We start from the raw sequence: 18,430 nt of genomic DNA on the forward strand, positions 1-18,430 counted from the left end.
CCAACATCCGTTTATAAAAATGGTGTTGCCACGAAGCGGGATTTTTTATACCTTAAGGGAGTAATTTCTAAACCTTAAAAAAATTGCTGCATGTATTGTAACAAACTTATGATGTTGTCATCTAATATAACGTTAATAGCTAAGGTACTACAAAAAAGCTATTCAATTTTGTGAGGAGCCCGCACCTTAAGGACTCCGTTAAAGCAAAAAATCCAACAACAAAATGGCTGATTTAATTTTTAAACTCTGGTGGGTGCTGCCTGTGCTTGCAGCTCTGCTGATGTACAAATTTGTACTTCGTGTATTTTTTGGTATGATCATCGTTCCTGACGACCGTATCGGGCTTGTGGTTAAAAAGTTTTCGCTTTACGGCGGCGACCGCCGCCTGCCTGACGGGCGTATTATTGCTACCAAAGGCGAGGCTGGTATGCAGGCCAAACCCCTTGCACCGGGCTTGTACTGGCGCATGTGGCCATGGCAATATGCCATTACTATGGAACCTTTTACCATTATTGAACAAGGCAAGCTGGGGCTTGTAAAAGCTAAAGACGGCGCTGCGCTTGATACCGGGCGGGTGTTGGGCAAACCTGTAGAGTGCGACAAGTTTCAGGATGCACAGGCATTTTTAGACAGCAATGGTCAAAAAGGCCCGCAGGCTGCATTTTTAACGCCAGGTAGCTATCGTATCAATACCTTTTTGTTCGAAATAGAAAAGGTGCCGGTAACGCAGATCCATGAAAACAAAGTGGGTATTATCACCACGTTAGATGGTGAACCGCTTGATAAAGGAGAAATTGCCGGCGGCTCGGTTGCCGGGCACCGTAACTACCAGGACCCGATGGCATTTATAAGCGCAGGCGGTAAAAAGGGGTTACAGGAAGATGTTATACTGGCAGGTACCTATTACCTTAACCCCTGGTTTGTAATTGTTGAACAGGTTGAAATGATTCACATCCCTATCGGTTATGTGGGTGTAGTAAACTCGTTTGTTGGCCCTGAAGGTAAAGACACCAGCGGCGAAAGCTTTAAACATGGTAACATTGTTAAGAAAAACGAGAAAGGTGTTTGGGAAGAACCATTAGACCCAGGCAAGCATCCGGTAAACATTTATACCCATGCGGTTGAAGTTGTACCAACAACCAACATCGTTTTAAACTGGGCTAACAGCCGCAGCGAAGCGCATGAACTTGACAAGAACCTGTGTACCATCAGTGTACGTTCTTCTGACGGTTTTACATTTAACCTCGACGTTTCCCAGATCATACATATCCCAAGGAACGAAGCACCTAAAGTAATTGCCCGCTTTGGTAACATGAAAAACCTGGTATCCCAGGTGTTGGAGCCTACCATTGCCAACTACTTCCGCAACTCGGCACAAAAAAGCGACGTGATCGAATTTTTGAGTAACCGTTCACAACGCCAGGATGATGCTAAGGGACACATCAGTAAAGTACTTGGCGACTATAACGTAGTAGGTGTGGATACGCTGATTGGCGACATTGTGCCGCCAGAGGCATTGATGAAAACCCTTACCGACCGTAAGATTGCCGAGCAGGAACGTGTAACCTACGAAATTCAAAAAAGCGCACAGATTGAGCGTAAAGAGTTTGAAAGTGCAAAAGCCGGTGCCGATATGCAGCCCGAGATTGTTAAATCAACCCGCCAGGTAGAGATCAACACGCAAATGGCTGCTGCAAAAGTTGCCGCTGCTAAGGGTGATGCAGAATCAAGGGTGATTAACGCAAAAGCCGATGCAGAAAACCGCACCATCAATGCAAAAGCAGATGCCGAAGCAAAAACAATTATTGCCAAAGCAGATGCCTCTGCAACCGAGGTCAATGGTACTGCAGAAGCCGGTAAAATAAAAGCCATCGGTTTGGCTGAAGCCGAAGTAACCAAACAAAAAACCGAAGCAATGGGTACCGAGCAATATGCGATAGTGCGTGTAGCTGAAGCATTAGCCAGCAACGGTATTAAACTGGTGCCTGAGATTTTGGTTAGCGGTAAAGACGGCGGCAACAGCGGGATTGTGGATGCGCTGATCGGCACCGAGTTGTTTAAAAAACTACAACAGGACAATAACAACAAACCCGGCAGCGAAAACTTGAATTAAGGATTATTACGCTTAAATCAAACGTCATTGCGATCCGCTTTATGGCGGAGAAGCAATCCCAAACTTTGCAAACGATAATGCATTTTAGTGATTGCTTCGTGCCTCGCAATGACGTTTTGTATCTTAGATCAACCAGGGTGAGGCTCATCTTGTAACAATCGGCATATAATTCAAATTATACTATCTGCAATTCATCAGCGTTTTTTATGTTTACACAAACATTTCAACATGACTACTAAAACCTATTTTTATCCAGTTTTAATTGCGGCTGTAATTATTTCCATGACGGCTTGTAAAAGCAAAAAGATGGTTGCCAAACCACAGGAACCAACCCCAGTAGCGACCACACCTCCGCCAACCGAAACAAAACCGGTAGAACAACCTACTTCTAAAGAAGAAGAACCGGCACCCGCGCCAAAACCATCGTTAAAGTTCAGCAATATCCAGTTTGAATTTAACTCTGGAGTGCTGCGCACAGATGCTTATCCTGTTTTAGATCAGGCTGCCGCTGCCATTAAGCAGTATCCTGATGTTAAATTTATGATCAACGGCCACTCAAGTGCCGAGGGCAGTACTGAGCATAATCAGCAGTTATCAGAAGAACGTGCAAATGCCGTAAAAACTTATTTGGTAAATGCAGGTGTAAGCGGTGATGCGCTTACCACCAAAGGCTATGGCGAAAGCAAACCCATTGCACCAAATGATACCGAAGCTGGCCGTGCGCTTAACCGCCGGGTAGAAATAAAACCAATACAATAATATTATTGCAAACATACAGCCCCGGTTTATCCGGGGTTTTTTGTTTACTTTAAATTGTGTCTGCGCAATCCACATATCAGCTAACGCGTATTGCCCCTACTCCGAGTGGGTATTTACATATCGGCAATGTATTGTCGTTTGCTATTACTGCTGCATTGGCCGAACGCTCTGGCGCGAAAATCTTATTGCGCATTGACGATCTTGACCAGCAGCGGGTAATGCCCCAATATGTTCAGGATATTTTTGACACGCTTAATTTCTTAGAAATCCAGTGGCATATGGGGCCTCGAAATTACCAGGAATACAAAAGCGATTGGTCGCAACTGCACAGGCTCGATAGCTACCAGAAAGCATTGCAACAACTGAAAGATGAAGGCCATGTATTTGCATGTACCTGCTCACGGTCGCTGATTAAAAAGCTGACTGCAGACGAAACCTATCCCGGCATTTGCCTTGATAAAAATATTCCGTTTGATACCGGGGGTGCGTGCTGGCGAATAAAAACTGATGAAAGGCAACTAAGTGTAAATACATTTAACGGTGTAGTACAGGCGCATCTCACGGCAGACGCTAATTATTTTATAGTACGCAAGAAAGATGGCTTCGCGGCTTACCAGTTAGCTTCGGTGATTGACGATATAAACTTTGGCGTCGATCTTATTGTTCGCGGTCAGGATTTATGGTCATCCACACTGGCGCAGCTTTTCCTGGCTGAAAAGCTAAAAAAGCAGGGCTTATTAAATAACGTTTTCCATCACCATGCCCTGCTTACCAATTTGAACGGCGATAAGCTTTCTAAGTCGGCAGGCGACACTTCCATACAAAGCCTTCGTAAGCAAGGCAAAACGGCTGCCGATATTTATACGGCTATAGCAACTGCGATGGGTTTTAATGATCCGGTCAATAGTTGGCAGCAGCTTGCTCAGTTGATTAATGTCTAAAACATTTTTGAAGCGTAGCATATTTTAATTGTATGCTTGATGAACAAAAAGGCCAATTTTACTCCGGAACCAGCGGTTTGCTAACGCCCATACCTAAACGAGATTTCCCGGAAGAGTTTAAAGATAAAAGCCGCCTTTGCTTCTATAGCAGCCTGTTCAACAGCATCGAGATCAACAGCTCGTTTTATAAACTCCCCCTGGCCAAAACACTTTCAAAATGGGCAGGCGAGGTAAACGATAATTTTCGCTTTACCTTCAAACTGTGGAAAGAGATCACCCACAACAAAGGGCTTGAGTTTAAGCCTGATGACGTAAAGCTCTTTATGGATGCCATTAACAGCGTAGGGCATAAGAAAGGAAGCCTGCTGGTGCAGTTTCCACCAAGCTTACAGGTAAGCCATAAACAACAGTTAAATGTATTACTTGATGTTTTGCGCGAAACCGACCATGAGCAGCAATGGGACATTGCCATTGAATTCAGGCACAAATCATGGTACCGCGACGATGTTTATGAGCTTCTTGAAAATAACAAGATGGCTCTGGTCCTTCAAGACATCCCTGCTTCTGCCACGCCGATGCTTGATCAATCTTTAAACTTCGTTTACGTACGCTATCATGGGCCTAATGGTGGCTATCGTGGTAGCTATGAAGATGACTTCCTTTCAGAATACGCCTACTACATTAACGACTGGTGCAACGAAGGCAAAACTGTTTATGCCTACTTCAATAATACCATAGGCTCGGCTTTAGCCAATCTCCAATCGCTTAATGGCTATCTGCTAAATTTCTAATCAAATTTTTAAAGTCGATGAAGTTAATCGACAATTAAAAATCTTGTCACATTTACGTTACTCGGTTTAATTTGTTAATCTTTCATTAACAGAGCGTCATTTTTCTATATATTTAGTTTTTTAAACGCTTTTAATAAACTATTGAATTGCTTATGAGGAAAACTCTACTCTTTTTCTTCACGCTAACTTGCTGCTGGGTGTTCAACGCAAATGCCCAGTCAATAAGAGTTACCGGCAAGGTAACTGCAGCAGAAGACGGTAGCCCAATGCCCGGCGTAACCGTAAAAATCAAGGGAACAACATCTGGCACACAAACCGACCTGGAAGGCGGTTACACTATTTCGGCAACTCCCGGCCAGGTGATTACCTTCTCGTTTATTGGCACAGTGCCGCAAGAACGTACGGTAGGTGCAGCAACAACCATTAATGTGCAGCTTAAAGCTGATGCCAAAAGCTTGCAGGAAGTTGTGGTAACCGGCTTTAACGTAAAACAAGACAAACGCGACCTTACATCGTCAACCCAAACCATCAGTGGTTCGGTGCTTGCACAAACACAGCGCGAAAACCTTGTAAACTCATTACAGGGCCGCATTGCCGGTGCTACCGTTACCAGTACCAGTGGTACACCGGGTGCTTCGGCATCCATTGTTTTACGTGGTATTACTTCCATTGGCGGCAGCAACCAGCCGCTGTTTGTGGTGGACGGTATCCGTGTAAATAATGATGCTATGAGTCAAAGCGCATTGGCATCAAACGGCGATAACCGCCGTCAGGATTTTACCAACCGTATTGCGGATATTAACCCTGACGATATTGAAACCCTAACCGTTTTAAAAGGTGCCGATGCAGCTGCGGTTTATGGTTCTGATGCCGCAGGTGGCGCCATTGTGATTACCACCAAAAAAGGTAAAAGCGGTGCAGGGTCAATCACTTACAATAATAACTTCAGTTTTTCTAACGAATACCGTTTCCCTAAGATTCAAACCACCTTTGGCCCGGGTACCTCTGGTTATAATGATCCTACCACAAGGCTGGCTTACGGCCCCGCTTATGCACCGGGTACGCAAACCTTTAATAACCTGAAAAACTTTTTTCAGACTGGTTTTTCGCAATCGCATGACCTGGCTTTTCAGGGTGGTAATGACGAAGCAAGTTACCGTATTTCGGGCGAATACCGTCATACCGGCGGTGTAATCCCTGTGGTGTATAACAATAAGCTATCGTTGCGCATGGCGGGTCAGGCTAAGCTAACGCCTAAGTTAACCAGCAGCGCTACATTCAACTATTTTAATATAGATAACCGCAAAACCAACAAAGGCGACGGCGGTACATACATCAACGCCTTATCATGGCCCACCAATGATGATGTGCGCAACTATTTAAACCCGGATGGCAGCCGCAGAACCCTTTTGCCTGCTACTACCTCTGTTGCTGATGCTTCCATTGATTTTGATAATCCGTTATGGGATGTGAACAACAATATCAGTCGCGACAAAACCAATCGCGTAATCGCTAACTTCGATCTGAATTATGATGCGACTAAGTGGTTAAATTTCCAGGGATTATTTGGTGTTGATTATTATACTACTCAGGGTAATAACTTAGTTAGCCAGTATAGTAACTCTTATCAAAATGCTATATCATCCAGCTTTCAACCAGCAAGCGGTTTAAGCAAAGGCGGTATCATTGATAATTATGATGATAACAACCTGCTGCTAAACGGGTCTTTATTTGCTACTGTAAAGAAAAATTTTGGCGATTTCAGGACAACTCTTGCCGTAGGTGCCGAAATTTATGATGGTAAAGACATTACCAACGGCCAGTATGGCGAAGCGTTTTTACAGCCGGATTTCAACACCATCAACAATACTACACCAACTACCCAACGTGCTACAACTGCCTATGCAGAAACCCGCCGTATTGGTGAAATTGCCCGTTTAAGTGTAGTTTACAAGGAGTTAATTACTTTAAACGCCACTGCCCGGAACGATTATTCATCACGTTTAGCCGGCACTACCAAAAACTCCTATTTCTATCCATCAGCAGGTGTCGGGTTTAACTTCAGCGAATTACCTGCCTTAAAAGGCAACAAGGTTTTATCATTCGGTAAAATCCGCTTCTCTTATGCAGGTGTTGGTAAAGACCCATTTGCACCTTACAAAATCCTGTCAAGCGTAATTCAGCAATCAACCACCGGTGGTGGCTATGCGTATGACGTTACCGGTAACAACCCATCTCTTAAACCTGAGAAAGACTACCAGATGGAGTTAGGTACCGAGCTGCAATTTTTTAACGGCCGCTTAGGTGCAGAGATCAATGTTTATAAATACCGTGCAACCAACCAGATCTTTGATCCGCGTATCAGCTATGCATCTGGTTATATCCTGGAGCTTGTTAATGGCGGCGAAATTCAGAATAAAGGTTTGGAGATTGAGCTGAACGGCACCCCGGTAAGAACAAAAGATTTCAGCTGGAAACCATTCGTAAACTTCTTCCTGAACCGTGGCAAGGTGATTAACCTTGGCGACCTGCCAGAATATTATAATTCTGACACCTGGATTTATGCCAATGCCAGATCAAGCATTTTCCCGGGCAGCAGTTTAATGAACATTGCTTCTTTCAGCTATGCACGTAACAACAAAGGCCAAATACTGGTTGACCCAACAACAGGTTTGCCTATCTCAAATTCGACATTTGTAACCGTGGGCGACCGCCAGCCTAAATTTACAATTGGCTTTGGCAACAGCTTTACTTATAAATCTTTAGCGTTATCATTCCTGCTCGATTTCCGCAAGGGTGGCGACGTATTTAACGGCAACGAGCTGTTCCTTACCCGTTATGGCTTAAGCCAGCGTACCGTTAACAGGCAAACTCCTATTGTTGTACCGGGCGTTTTGAAAGACGGTAACGAAAACTCGGCTAATCCTACGGTTAATACCATACAGGTAACACCTTATTATCAAAACGATTATTACAAAAACGCCATCGAGTCTGACTTTGTGGAGCATAATATTAATGTGCTAAGGATGAGAGACATCACTCTTAGCTACAATCTGCCACAATCTATACTTGCCAAACAAAAGGTGTTTAAATCTGCAGGCGTATATGTAACCGCGACAGATCTGTTCATGATTACCAACTACACCGGCGCCGATCCCGAAGTTAACGGCACCAACTCCTCTACCAGGGGTTCTGGCGCTGCCGGATTTGACTATGGCACATTAGCCAGGCCACGCACGTTCTCATTTGGTATAAGTGTAAAATTATAAGAGAGAAACCGATATGAAAAAACTCATATATACGATAACAGCACTGTTAGCCATTGGCACGGTAAGCAGCTGCAAAAAATTTGTTGATATTAACACCAATCCTAACGCACCTACCAGTGTAGATGCTGCCAGTTTATTACCGCCAATGCTGGCCGGTATGGAAAGAGGGGTTTGGTATGACAGCCGATATATTGGCCAATATGCCCAGATCTGGGGATCAACTGCTGCAAACAATGTTTGGGACCAGGAAGGATATGCACCAGGCTCAGACTCAAACGGCGAAATGTGGCGTACCATTTACTTTAGCCTTGGGCAAAATATTAACCTGATGATTGCCGATGCTACAGCTCATAACAAATATGAATATTTAGGCGTTGCACATGCACTGCGCGCTTGGGGATGGCAGTATGGTGGCGACATTTATAACTACATGATTGTTAAAGAAGCTTATGACCCCACTAAGCTGACCTTCAATTATGATGACCCGCAAACGGTTTATGCCGCAGCAGTATCAGAATGCCGCCTGGCATTGCAATATTTTAACCAGGCAATTAAAGCTGATGGAAATTCGGGCGTATCTACAACACTGCAGAAAGGCGACTACCTGTACAATGGTAACCGCAGCCAGTGGATCAAATTCGTTTATTCGATACTTGCGCAAAATGCAATGCACATGAGCAACAAGTCGACTTTTCAGCCCGATTCTGTGGCTAAGTTTGTTGACCTTTCTTTTGCCGGTAATCAAGACAATGCAAGCGTTCAAAACACAGCGTCTAACTCTACCGATGCTAACTTCTGGGGACCTACACGCGGTAACCTGAATAGCTATCGCCAGTCTGATTTTATTGTACGTTTGCTTGATGGCCGTATTTTAGCCGGAGCTGCAAATCAGGATACCCTTGCCGACCCTCGCTTACCTTTGTTTCTTAATATTAGTAAAGACAGAGTGTATCGTGGTGTGATTGCTCCGCTGGGCGACCCTAACACGGCTGATCCCAATACTGCAATACCCGCATGGGCTGGTTTTAATAACGTTAAACAAACCGGTACAGCTAAATATCTTTTCAATGATAACGCACGTGGCGTACTGATGACCTATCCGGTACTTCAATTTATGAAGGCTGAAGCTTTGTACAAAAAAGGCGATATAGCTGGTGCGTATAACTCGTTTAAAACCGGCGTTTCAGCTGCGCTTGATTTTGCAAGCAATCCGCCGGTAGGTACAACCATTGTTGGTCCGCAAAACTATATATCTGCAACAGCCAAGGCTAAATATCTTGCCGGTCCAAGTGTTCCGCAATCGGCAGCAGCATTAAAACTAAGCGACATCTTGCAGCAAAAATTCATCGCCCTGTATTTATGGAACCCAATAGAGGCATGGACAGACGAGCGCCGTTACAGCTACGATGCTACAATTTTTCAGGGTTTTACCAAACCAGGCACATTATATCCGGATAATGCCGGCAAACAGGTTTATGTTGTACGCCCGCGCTATAATTCAGAGTACATCTGGAACATTCCGGCATTGCAAAAAATTGGTGCAACAGCTCCGGATTATCATACCACAAAACCATGGTTTGTTTTACCATAATTTAAAAGATTAGCATGAAGAAGATATCTCCATTCATATTTGCCTTACTGCTGTCTGCAGCCGTAGGGTGCAAAAAAGATACGCCCACACAGGAGGGCGACCCGGCAAACGGAGCATTAGTTAAATTTTTGCATACTGCTCCCGGTACCCCTGCTATCGATGGTTACATCAATACAACCAAAATTACCCCGCAAGCGTCTGTTTCTGTAACAGATAATGCACTGGTTACCTCGATAACTACCGGCATCACTTATAACTATCTGGGTTCTGTTACATCTTACCTTGGTCAGTTTCCGGGTAATAACTATGCTGTAGTACCTGCAGGCAATACTACTATTAAAGTTGTCGCATCAACTCCTGCACCTGCATTAATTAGCCAGCAAACAAGTACCCCTGGTGCAATTATCGGCAGTGTTACGCAAAACACTACCAGCGGGACAGCATATTCTGTATTTACGATGGGATTACCCGGCTCTACAACTACGCCTTTAAGTGTAAAAGTGGTTGAAGACAAGTTTCCGGCTGCGGCAAGTGGCAAGGCTTATATCCGCTTTGCCCATATGATACCCAATGGCGCCCCGGTTGATGTAACAGGCACATACACCCCTACCGGCGGAGCAGCCACAACCAGTCCATTGGTTACAGGCACCGCTTATGGTACAGTAACCGACTTTGTAGCGGTACCTGTAAATGCTGTCAGTACCTCATCTTATACATTCCAGATGTACCTGGCCGGCACGCAAACTAAATTGGGCGCAGTTTCCGGAACGGTAACTGTAGCCCCGGGAAGATACTACACCATAATTGGCCGTGGATTAGCTGCTAATTACGTTGTGCCCGGAATTAATGTTACGCTACGGTCGACCGCAAGGCCTTCCCTACCGGTAACTGACCCCACTACCAAATTACCTGAGATTTATTTTAATCCGCCGGGTATTGTATTTTATACCAACAAATAATTTTGTAACAAAGAAGCCTGCAAATTGCAGGCTTCTTTGTTTATCAGGCTCTGAAAGCAAGCGGCGTAAAGCTGGTTTGCTTTTTAAAGTAATTAGAAAAATGCGCCACATCATCAAACCCTAAAGTATAAGCAACATCTGCCACGCTCCAATCGGTTTGTTTGAGCAGGATACGGGCTTCCTGTATAACCCGGTTACTGATCAGTTCAGTAGTGGTATGCCCCGTTGCTTCTTTTAAAACTTTATTAAGATGATTTACATGCAGCCAGCCTGTCGGCGTAATCTTTTGCTGATCGCAAGCTCAACCGCTGGTCCGCCGATGCTAAAGGAAACTGCCTTTCGAGCAACTCGATAAACAATGATGATATCCGCTGCGATGCATTTTGCGTTGTGCTTAATGCCGACATGGGTTGCAGTTTCTGCCCGTAATGAATCAACTCGAGCACCAGGTTGCGCAACAAATCATATTTGTATTTATAATCGGAACTCAGTTCTTTCAGCATTTTCCTGAAGATATACTCTATCTCGGTAACTTCTTCATCAGAAAGCTGGAAGGCGGGTATTTGCCCCGGCTGAAATATCGGCAAGTCATCGAGCACTACGCCAGACTTACTTTGTGCCAAAAAATCTGGCGTAAATATGCAGAACATACCGGTTTGATCGTCTTCCGGGATCCAGTGATATGGGATTTTTGGAGTTGCAAAAAGCAAAGCATTAGCTGCCAGATCAATTACCTTGTCTGCATATTCTGCCCTGCTTTTTCCCTTTATCCAACTGATCTTATAATAGTCGCGGCGGCTGTAAGGCATGGTACGTTTACCCGTAGCTTTATCGAAAAGCTTTTCCGCTTCAAAAACATTAAAATGCCCTATTTCCTTAGCGATACCATTGGGCAGCGCAGCGGCAGTTTGTTTGTAAAAATCTTCGAGCGATGTGTGGGAAAACATACCTTAATTTATTAATTATAATGCCATACCACCGGCAGCTTCAATACGCTGTCCGTTTACCCAGCGGGCATCCTCTGTACACAAAAATGCTACTACGCCACCAATATCCTCGGCAACACCAGGTCTGCCCAAAGCTGTAAAACTGCTTACCATTTTTTGTAATTGCTCATCATTTCTTAAATGACCGCCGCCAAAGTCAGTCATGATGGCACCCGGCGCAACCACATTAGCCCTGATCTTTCTTTCGCCAAGTTCTTTTGCCAGATAACGTGTAAATGTTTCTACCGCAGTTTTCAATGAAGCATATACCGAAGAACCGGGTATAGCTACACGTGTAAGTCCGGATGATATATTTACGATACCGCCGCCTTCGTTAATTAAAGGCAAAACTTTCTGCGTTAAAAAGTACACACCTTTAAAGTGGACATTCAGCAATTCGTCAAAAAATGCTTCTGTAACATCTGTAATTGGCGAATAACCACCTATGCCCGCATTATTAACCAGGAAGTCGATGTGATCAGTTCCGAATTTAGCATGAAGTACATCTTTAAGCTGATTAATAAAATTATCAAAGCTACTAACTGCTCCTGTATTCAGTTGTAATGCTGCAGCCTGCAACCCTTTCTGCTCTATTTCATTAATCACGTTTTGTGCATCATCAGCTTTGCTGTTGTAAGTGATGATGACGTTAATACCTTTATCAGCAAGGCGCAATGCCATGTCTTTACCCAGTCCGCGGCTGCCGCCGGTTACAAGGGCTATCTTCTTAGTGTTTTCCATTGCTCTATTTTATGATACAAAGTTTGTACATAAAACAGTGCCAGCGTTAGCTGCAATCAATCCATTATTTGTAAAATTCAAATAATTAGCATCATCTTTACACTTTTAACACACCCCTGAAACCCCGTGCAGCATAATAAGATTCGGCACCGTTGTGGTAAACAAATACGGTATCATAACGGCGGTCGCAAAATATAGCACCGCCAAGCTTGCGGATATGATCTGGCGTTTTCACCCAGTTTGATGTTTTTAAATCAAACTCCCCTAATTGTTGCAATTGCCGGTATTGTTCTTCTGTTAGTAATTCTACCCCCATAGCTGAAGCAGATTCTACAACATTATTTCTTGGCTTATTTTCTTTTCTCGAATCCAGGGCTTTACGATCATAGCAGAAACTCCTGCGGCCTTTAGGGCTTTCGGGCGAGCAATCATAAAATACGAATTCACCGGTGTTAGCATCGTACCCCACCACATCGGGCTCGCCTTCGGTTATTTCCATTTGATTTAACGACCAAAGCTTTTCCGGGTTAGCTTCAAGCCTTGCCTGCACATCTGCCCATTTAAGGCCTCCGTGTCGACTCATGTTCTTCCCGAATCTTTCTTTTAATACGCTTAGCAGTTGCTCAGTTTCTTGTATGGATAATTGTTTGCTCATTGCTTTAGGTTCTACCATAAATCTAAGATATTTTATTGGTTGTTATTGCCCAAAAACCTGTCGGAGGCATTTAAAATGACCAACAAGACTATAAATTTAAAGCTTATTAAAGATAGCTTAATAAAGACCGGTTAGCTTTACATTTTCAACCCACTTTATGAAAATTACGCTGCTACTTTCTTTTATATGCTTTTCAACTGGAGTTACGCTTGCACAGCCCAATCCGCTTCCTAAACCCCGGCATGCGTTCACCGTAGTTGCACACAGGGGCGACCACGTTAAATACCCCGAAAACTCTTTAGCGGCTTATGCGGAGGGTATAAAAAATGGCGTAGATTATGTAGAGATTGATCTGCGCACAACCAAAGACAGTGTGCTGGTAAGCATGCATGACGGATCTGTAACCCGCATGACGGGTGCAACCGGAAACATCAGAGACCTGACGCTTGCCCAGGTTAAACAACTGCGTTTAAAAAGCCGCGACACCAGCGACACCACTGTTTATCACGTACCGACATTCGAAGAAATCCTGAATTTGTGCAAGGATAAAATTTACATCTATCTTGATTTTAAGGAGGCATCGGTTGCTGCTACCTATGCCATGTTGCGCAAACATCACATGGAAAAGCAGGTGATTGTTTACATTAACAGCGAACAGCAATTAACCGATTGGAAACATGTGGCACCGCATATGCCCTTAATGCTGAGCCTGCCCGAGAATGAAAAAGACCTTGCCGCTATCAAAGCCTTTATTGACCTGCACCACCCCGACTTATTAGATGGCAACTGGAAGGACTACAATAAAGAAATATTGACATATTTACAGGAAAAGCACTTATTAGCCTGGCCGGATATACAAAGCGCCGACGAAGACAAAAACTGGAAAGCTGCACTGGGCTTAGGATTTCACGGCTTGCAGACCGACCACCCGGCAGCACTGATTAATTATTTGGAAGAAAAGAGGATCAGATAGCGATTGAAAATTTGTGTTTGACTTAAAAATCCTCAATTTTAAGACCATCAGAACTCAATACAGCTTTTATATTTTCCCTACCCAACTCTACATATTCAAGAATTAAAGCAGCCTTATTTATATCTTTCTCTTTAATAGCCTCACGATACTTATCCATCAACCCACTTACATACAGACGCTCATTAACTGTCATTCCCAAGTACTTATTTGCCATGTTAATTATTACATAATAAGTTTAATTGCAGTTATCTTGTTGAGCCACCCAAATGATCTATAAATATAATTTCACCCATATACCTACTATAATTAAAATTATAATATACTCAGTCCACATATTCCTATTGTCCTACTTAGAATTAATTTGTCTTCGCAATCCCCCTCTGAATCCATGTAGCACCCAATAAAAAAATGCTCCTATCCACAAGCATGTTAGCCTTGCTGCAAACGGTTCCTTTGCCATTATTTAAATTTCTTTCCCTTCAGACCTGCCTAGTAGTATCATTAAAACAATATATTTAATTACATGCTTCTAATTAACAACTTTATGCTCTTTGTTAAAATCATCCCAGCTCATTACCTGGTGATCATCAAAATAGCTTGCTACAAGTTCAATATTAAAAAGTTTAGGCTCTTCTCTAATGTTTAGCTTATTCAAGTACTTTTTATAATCTTGGTACTTACTAAATCCTTTTTCCAAACGCTTAGATGGTATAATTATGTGCCATGATTGTTTTTCATCTTTACCATCGAGAATAGTATTTATATTATAAAGAAAAATCGCATCATCTTTTACTGCTACCTTAACCGTATTTGGAAGGCCAGTATCCCCGTTTCCGAATAGATTCACACACCATCCAAATTCTTTAGAGGTTAGTATTGCTTCATAGGGCTTTAACAACGGTATTCGTGCTGAATCCCATTCTCCTTTCTCGGTATAAAACGAATCTGTTGTCGATTGTTTATTAGAATACTGTAAACAAGAAGTTAATATCAATGATAATATAAAAAGGTACAGTTTTTTCATCGTTTTATATTTTTCACGTCAACTTTCATAAAGTCCCGATAATCTATTATTCACTTACGACTTAGAAAGGACTTAAAACAGTATTATTAAGCCTGTCCCGGTTCTTTGATTCGACTTCTTTTAAAATTACTAAATAACATTAATCCATAACTTAGTATAATAAAGCTTTTAACTATCAATTTTTTTGTAAAGTCAGCTTGATTAAAGTACACGTCAATTTTAGAAATGGACTTACCTAATATTGTCACATTAAATAAAAAAAAGAGCAGTATAGGAATACCGACAGGAGTGTTCGTTCTGAACTCAATAAAAGGAAACACATAAGCAACTATTAAAAGCAATCCCATTTCAAGGACAGGCAAATAATACGATTCATTGTAAATGAAATGTAAAATCAGCCAAATGATTAATATTATCGCTGTGCTATAAAATCTGAATTTCATTGTAGTAACTGCATTCTAAAATTGACTAAAAATTTAATAAATACCCCGTCAGTTCTCGTTCCACTTGAGTATTGATCATCGATGGATTGTTTATAACCAGATGTTCAGAATATACTAGTATCGTGAGAGCGACTCTGAAAATCTTCTCAGTTTGTAATACCTAAAAAAGTTTTCAAATCATCTACATTATATAGTTCCAATGCCTTAAAAAAATAAACAGCATGTTGTTTTCCCCTATAGTTAAATTTCATTTTATAAGAGAATCTTGCTGGTTTTCGCGCTAAGCTAAAAGCCTTTTTTAAATCAATGATTTCTGAAAGAGGCACTGTTATTTCATCTTTAGAAAAATAAGTTTTTATAGTAAGGCTCTTTGAGCTATACGACACCTTTCTATATTTCAATTGCTTGTAAGACTGCACTAATACAAGTATTATTAACAGAAAGTAAATAATTATAATGATGTTATCCGTGAAACTTTGAGCCCAGAAAATTCTAACAAAGATTATTATCAATATAGGTCCTATAAATAATCCCACTAATGACCTATAGTATAAAACATCTGACGATAATTTTTTCATCTCCTTAGCTAACACTAATAGCTATATAATCCATCTTGTAAAGACAACAGGCAATATTGATCTAAAATGCGAGATTGAGTGATCTTTAGTTAGATTAAATGTAAGAAAAATAAATCCTAGTGGATACCTGTAATTTGCTCCATTATATGAAAAGCAAGCGCAAGGCTACCAATAACAAATGCTATCAAGGCTATTACTAAAAATGTACCTGCCAAATTTATATTTGGTTGCATCTTGTCAAATTCACGTATATATTTTTTCCAATTTGAATTATGAATAAATGCAAAGTAATTAATTAAGAATACCACTAAAAGTGATATTAAAGTTTGAAATGAAAAAAAGGTAAACGCATCTTCTTGATCAATGAATTCGATGTAGTAAAATTTTAAAGATATTAAAAACAATACTTCTAAACACGAAATCGAAAATGCAGCTGTAAAATCACTTGGAAAAATGGACGGCGACCATTCACCGAACTTATAAAATTTATAAAATAAATAATAGTATGCCCTTTTCATACTCACTTTTTAATAATGATTTATAAATCAAAAACAGGCCATAACACCCGCTATTAAAGCTACCAATCCAATTAAGAATTGGATAAGACTATCTATTTTCACTTTGACATGTAAAATAATAAGTTTTCAATTTAATTGATATAGAATAAAAAACGCAGCTCCGTTTACGCCGGTTATTTCATCATTATCCTTTTACGATAAACATGCCGTGATACAAGCACATTTATAGTCTCAAAACTGATTATGATGTTGCTTTCGGAGGTGTTAAAGTACACGTTCACAAATACAGGCGTATCTATTCTGCAGGTCTTGCAAGTAATTCTATGAGATGCAGACCATCTGTACTTTTTAAAAGTAGTGTTAAAATACTTACACAGGGAGTTGAATATAGATTGATTAGGCGTTTTCATTGCATTTATGATACCAGTCCTCTTCACATCAAACCAACCTCTGTAAATCATCTCAGAATTACTGGCTTTTAGATTGAAATATATCCTATCTAGAATCTTGGATTTGATCAAATCTTTTTCAAAAGCCGCGCTATCTAAAAAAATCGTGCTTGTAAATTTAATTTTAGGTTTTAAGGCAGGAGCAGCACAGCAATCGTTTTGTGCATGGAGTTCCTTACTTATGGTTACAAAAAATCCAATAAGCAGCAAAAGTATAAGCTTGTTCATCACTTTACTATGTTTATAGCAATTAATAAATATTAAATGAATTCTGGTTCAAACTTTATCCATTCAGCATCACTTAGATTTTACCTACTGCTCGCCCCTTAACAAAAAAACGCAGTCCTTATATGTAAGAGCTGCGTTTTTAGTACCCCCGACGAGAATATTAATACAGGCTTTTTACAGCGTTTCTGGCTCATTTTGGCTCAAATCGACTCATTTAAAATGCAAAAAAGTCCATTTGTATTTTACCTATTATACGACTTGTAAGTGAATATGAGACGGTGGTTTATAATAGCACATAATAAGCTTTGTATTCCTCTAAGCTAATAATGTCAAATAACAACATTAAAATTAATCTAAACTTTTTCTTTTCTTGCTATGATACAATTGTCGATTATTTGAAAATACAAAAGGTATTTTATACATTAACAACAAATCTTTCACATGCCTAAGCTTAATACAAATACATTTAAAACTCTTGACGATTTACTTACGGCGGTTTATCAAGACTTAATGGAACGACCGAGTTCTATTCCAACTACAAGAAGCAAGAAAGGGGGAGACACTTGTGAAATTATTGGAGTAAGTTTGACTTTAGCCAACCCTCGTGCCCGCTTAAGTCGCTCTGAAGTTAAAGGCAAAGCATTTAGTCCTGTAGGCGAACTACTTTGGTATTTGTCTGGAAGTAATACATTAGAATTTATACAACCCTATATTTCGCATTACAAAGATGAGACAGATGATGGCAACACAATTTATGGCGCATATGGCCCAAGGCTATTAAACATGCATAATAAATATAACCAGGTCAATAATATCATAAAATTATTAGGGCAAAAGCCCACATCTCGACGTGCAGTTATACAACTTTTTGATGCATCAGACTTAGTTGGAACACATAAAGAAATTCCTTGTACTTGCACCTTACAATTTCTTTTGCGAGACAATCAATTAAATCTACATGTATCGATGCGCTCTAATGATGCATACATGGGCTTACCACATGACGTATTTGCCTTCACAATGTTGCAAGAAATAATGGCAAATATACTCGGTGTGGATATGGGGGCTTATCACCATTCAGTTGGGAGTCTACACCTTTATGATAATGATAGGAATCTTGTCGAACAATATTTATATGAAGGTTACCAACCAACGAAATTTTATATGCCAGCTATGCCGAAAGTTGATCCTCGGCCAGCGATTAAGCAAATAATTAAACTTGAAGAGCTTATCCGAACGGATCAATCCTTTTGTCTTGATGGCCTTGATCCATATTGGGTTGATATCATAAAAATGGTACATATTCATTTTCTGAGTAAGAAAAAAGATATCACTGGCATCAGAAATGTTATGGCTGGCATGAATGACATTTACAAAATGTATATTGAAAAAAAGATTTGTTAATTCGCGCT

Annotated in this window: 17 protein-coding genes; 9 read left to right on the forward strand and 8 right to left on the reverse strand. The window is 41.1% G+C overall.

Annotated elements, in window-relative coordinates; genetic code table 11:
- Positions 1 to 223 precede the first annotated feature (223 nt).
- The 7 genes from PQ461_RS20035 to PQ461_RS20065 all read left to right on the forward strand — a co-directional run bounded on the left by PQ461_RS20035 (position 224) and on the right by PQ461_RS20065 (position 10,423).
- Entirely contained in the window at positions 224 to 2,113 is a 1,890-nt protein-coding gene (locus PQ461_RS20035; RefSeq protein WP_274207342.1) for an SPFH domain-containing protein, read from the forward strand.
- A 228-nt stretch (positions 2,114 to 2,341) separates the two neighbouring features.
- Complete coding sequence (locus PQ461_RS20040) at positions 2,342 to 2,872, forward strand: OmpA family protein (RefSeq protein WP_274207343.1); 531 nt, start codon at positions 2,342 to 2,344, stop codon at positions 2,870 to 2,872.
- Between the two features lie 56 nt (positions 2,873 to 2,928).
- On the forward strand, positions 2,929 to 3,813 hold the full coding sequence (locus tag PQ461_RS20045) for a glutamate--tRNA ligase family protein (protein WP_274207344.1): 885 nt from the start codon (positions 2,929 to 2,931) through the stop codon (positions 3,811 to 3,813).
- Positions 3,814 to 3,845: 32 nt separating this feature from the next.
- Positions 3,846 to 4,604, forward strand: coding sequence for a DUF72 domain-containing protein (locus PQ461_RS20050; RefSeq protein WP_274207345.1), 759 nt, complete (start codon positions 3,846 to 3,848; stop codon positions 4,602 to 4,604).
- A gap of 152 nt (positions 4,605 to 4,756) precedes the next feature.
- Positions 4,757 to 7,873 (forward strand): SusC/RagA family TonB-linked outer membrane protein, encoded by a 3,117-nt coding sequence (locus PQ461_RS20055; protein ID WP_274207346.1) that lies wholly within the window; start codon positions 4,757 to 4,759, stop codon positions 7,871 to 7,873.
- A 13-nt stretch (positions 7,874 to 7,886) separates the two neighbouring features.
- The gene (locus PQ461_RS20060; RefSeq protein ID WP_274207347.1) at positions 7,887 to 9,464 is read left to right on the forward strand and encodes a SusD/RagB family nutrient-binding outer membrane lipoprotein; all 1,578 of its coding nucleotides are present in this window, start codon (positions 7,887 to 7,889) and stop codon (positions 9,462 to 9,464) included.
- Positions 9,465 to 9,478: 14 nt separating this feature from the next.
- Positions 9,479 to 10,423: a DUF4397 domain-containing protein gene (locus PQ461_RS20065; protein ID WP_274207348.1), complete on the forward strand. Its 945-nt coding sequence runs from the start codon at positions 9,479 to 9,481 to the stop codon at positions 10,421 to 10,423.
- A 43-nt stretch (positions 10,424 to 10,466) separates the two neighbouring features.
- Here PQ461_RS20065 and PQ461_RS20070 read toward each other — a convergent pair whose 3' ends face one another.
- The 4 genes from PQ461_RS20070 to PQ461_RS20085 all read right to left on the reverse strand — a co-directional run bounded on the left by PQ461_RS20070 (position 10,467) and on the right by PQ461_RS20085 (position 12,823).
- Positions 10,467 to 10,706 (reverse strand): helix-turn-helix domain-containing protein, encoded by a 240-nt coding sequence (locus PQ461_RS20070; RefSeq protein ID WP_337993508.1) that lies wholly within the window; start codon positions 10,704 to 10,706, stop codon positions 10,467 to 10,469.
- Positions 10,669 to 11,370, reverse strand: coding sequence for an AraC family transcriptional regulator (locus PQ461_RS20075; protein ID WP_274207349.1), 702 nt, complete (start codon positions 11,368 to 11,370; stop codon positions 10,669 to 10,671). Before PQ461_RS20075 ends, PQ461_RS20070 begins: the two co-directional genes overlap by 38 nt.
- A gap of 15 nt (positions 11,371 to 11,385) precedes the next feature.
- Positions 11,386 to 12,150 carry an SDR family NAD(P)-dependent oxidoreductase gene (locus PQ461_RS20080; protein ID WP_274207350.1) on the reverse strand — a complete coding sequence of 255 codons (765 nt, stop codon included), beginning with the start codon at positions 12,148 to 12,150 and terminating at the stop codon, positions 11,386 to 11,388.
- Positions 12,151 to 12,247: 97 nt separating this feature from the next.
- Positions 12,248 to 12,823 (reverse strand): DUF4256 domain-containing protein, encoded by a 576-nt coding sequence (locus PQ461_RS20085; protein ID WP_274207351.1) that lies wholly within the window; start codon positions 12,821 to 12,823, stop codon positions 12,248 to 12,250.
- Positions 12,824 to 12,962: 139 nt separating this feature from the next.
- Between PQ461_RS20085 and PQ461_RS20090 the strand changes: the two genes are divergently transcribed.
- Entirely contained in the window at positions 12,963 to 13,778 is an 816-nt protein-coding gene (locus tag PQ461_RS20090) for a glycerophosphodiester phosphodiesterase family protein (RefSeq protein ID WP_274207352.1), read from the forward strand.
- A 22-nt stretch (positions 13,779 to 13,800) separates the two neighbouring features.
- On the opposite strand, the gene PQ461_RS20095 is transcribed toward PQ461_RS20090, so the two are convergent.
- The 4 genes from PQ461_RS20095 to PQ461_RS20110 form a co-directional block, all read right to left on the reverse strand.
- A complete protein-coding gene (locus tag PQ461_RS20095; protein ID WP_274207353.1) occupies positions 13,801 to 13,992 on the reverse strand; it encodes a hypothetical protein in 192 nt (63 codons plus the stop codon).
- Positions 13,993 to 14,307: 315 nt separating this feature from the next.
- Positions 14,308 to 14,802: a hypothetical protein gene (locus PQ461_RS20100; protein WP_274207354.1), complete on the reverse strand. Its 495-nt coding sequence runs from the start codon at positions 14,800 to 14,802 to the stop codon at positions 14,308 to 14,310.
- A gap of 589 nt (positions 14,803 to 15,391) precedes the next feature.
- On the reverse strand, positions 15,392 to 15,823 hold the full coding sequence (locus tag PQ461_RS20105) for a hypothetical protein (RefSeq protein WP_274207355.1): 432 nt from the start codon (positions 15,821 to 15,823) through the stop codon (positions 15,392 to 15,394).
- 116 nt (positions 15,824 to 15,939) lie between these two features.
- Positions 15,940 to 16,341: a hypothetical protein gene (locus PQ461_RS20110; RefSeq protein WP_274207356.1), complete on the reverse strand. Its 402-nt coding sequence runs from the start codon at positions 16,339 to 16,341 to the stop codon at positions 15,940 to 15,942.
- Between the two features lie 1,118 nt (positions 16,342 to 17,459).
- On the opposite strand from PQ461_RS20110, the gene PQ461_RS20115 reads away from it, so the two are divergent.
- Positions 17,460 to 18,422 (forward strand): thymidylate synthase, encoded by a 963-nt coding sequence (locus PQ461_RS20115; protein WP_274207357.1) that lies wholly within the window; start codon positions 17,460 to 17,462, stop codon positions 18,420 to 18,422.
- Positions 18,423 to 18,430: the final 8 nt, after the last annotated feature.

The sequence above is a fragment of the Mucilaginibacter sp. KACC 22063 genome (genome assembly GCF_028736115.1).
Lineage (GTDB): Bacteria > Bacteroidota > Bacteroidia > Sphingobacteriales > Sphingobacteriaceae > Mucilaginibacter.

Bases quoted from the DNA above. Each gene is read 5' to 3' on its own strand.
- PQ461_RS20035 (WP_274207342.1), top strand. From the start codon at position 224: ATGGCTGATTTAATTTTTAAACTCTGGTGGGTGCTGCCTGTGCTTGCA.
- PQ461_RS20040 (WP_274207343.1), top strand. From the start codon at position 2,342: ATGACTACTAAAACCTATTTTTATCCAGTTTTAATTGCGGCTGTAATT.
- PQ461_RS20050 (WP_274207345.1), top strand. From the start codon at position 3,846: ATGCTTGATGAACAAAAAGGCCAATTTTACTCCGGAACCAGCGGTTTG.
- PQ461_RS20055 (WP_274207346.1), top strand. From the start codon at position 4,757: ATGAGGAAAACTCTACTCTTTTTCTTCACGCTAACTTGCTGCTGGGTG.
- PQ461_RS20060 (WP_274207347.1), top strand. From the start codon at position 7,887: ATGAAAAAACTCATATATACGATAACAGCACTGTTAGCCATTGGCACG.
- PQ461_RS20065 (WP_274207348.1), top strand. From the start codon at position 9,479: ATGAAGAAGATATCTCCATTCATATTTGCCTTACTGCTGTCTGCAGCC.
- PQ461_RS20075 (WP_274207349.1), bottom strand. From the start codon at position 11,370: ATGTTTTCCCACACATCGCTCGAAGATTTTTACAAACAAACTGCCGCT.
- PQ461_RS20080 (WP_274207350.1), bottom strand. From the start codon at position 12,150: ATGGAAAACACTAAGAAGATAGCCCTTGTAACCGGCGGCAGCCGCGGA.
- PQ461_RS20085 (WP_274207351.1), bottom strand. From the start codon at position 12,823: ATGGTAGAACCTAAAGCAATGAGCAAACAATTATCCATACAAGAAACT.
- PQ461_RS20090 (WP_274207352.1), top strand. From the start codon at position 12,963: ATGAAAATTACGCTGCTACTTTCTTTTATATGCTTTTCAACTGGAGTT.
- PQ461_RS20095 (WP_274207353.1), bottom strand. From the start codon at position 13,992: ATGGCAAATAAGTACTTGGGAATGACAGTTAATGAGCGTCTGTATGTA.
- PQ461_RS20100 (WP_274207354.1), bottom strand. From the start codon at position 14,802: ATGAAAAAACTGTACCTTTTTATATTATCATTGATATTAACTTCTTGT.
- PQ461_RS20105 (WP_274207355.1), bottom strand. From the start codon at position 15,823: ATGAAAAAATTATCGTCAGATGTTTTATACTATAGGTCATTAGTGGGA.
- PQ461_RS20110 (WP_274207356.1), bottom strand. From the start codon at position 16,341: ATGAAAAGGGCATACTATTATTTATTTTATAAATTTTATAAGTTCGGT.
- PQ461_RS20115 (WP_274207357.1), top strand. From the start codon at position 17,460: ATGCCTAAGCTTAATACAAATACATTTAAAACTCTTGACGATTTACTT.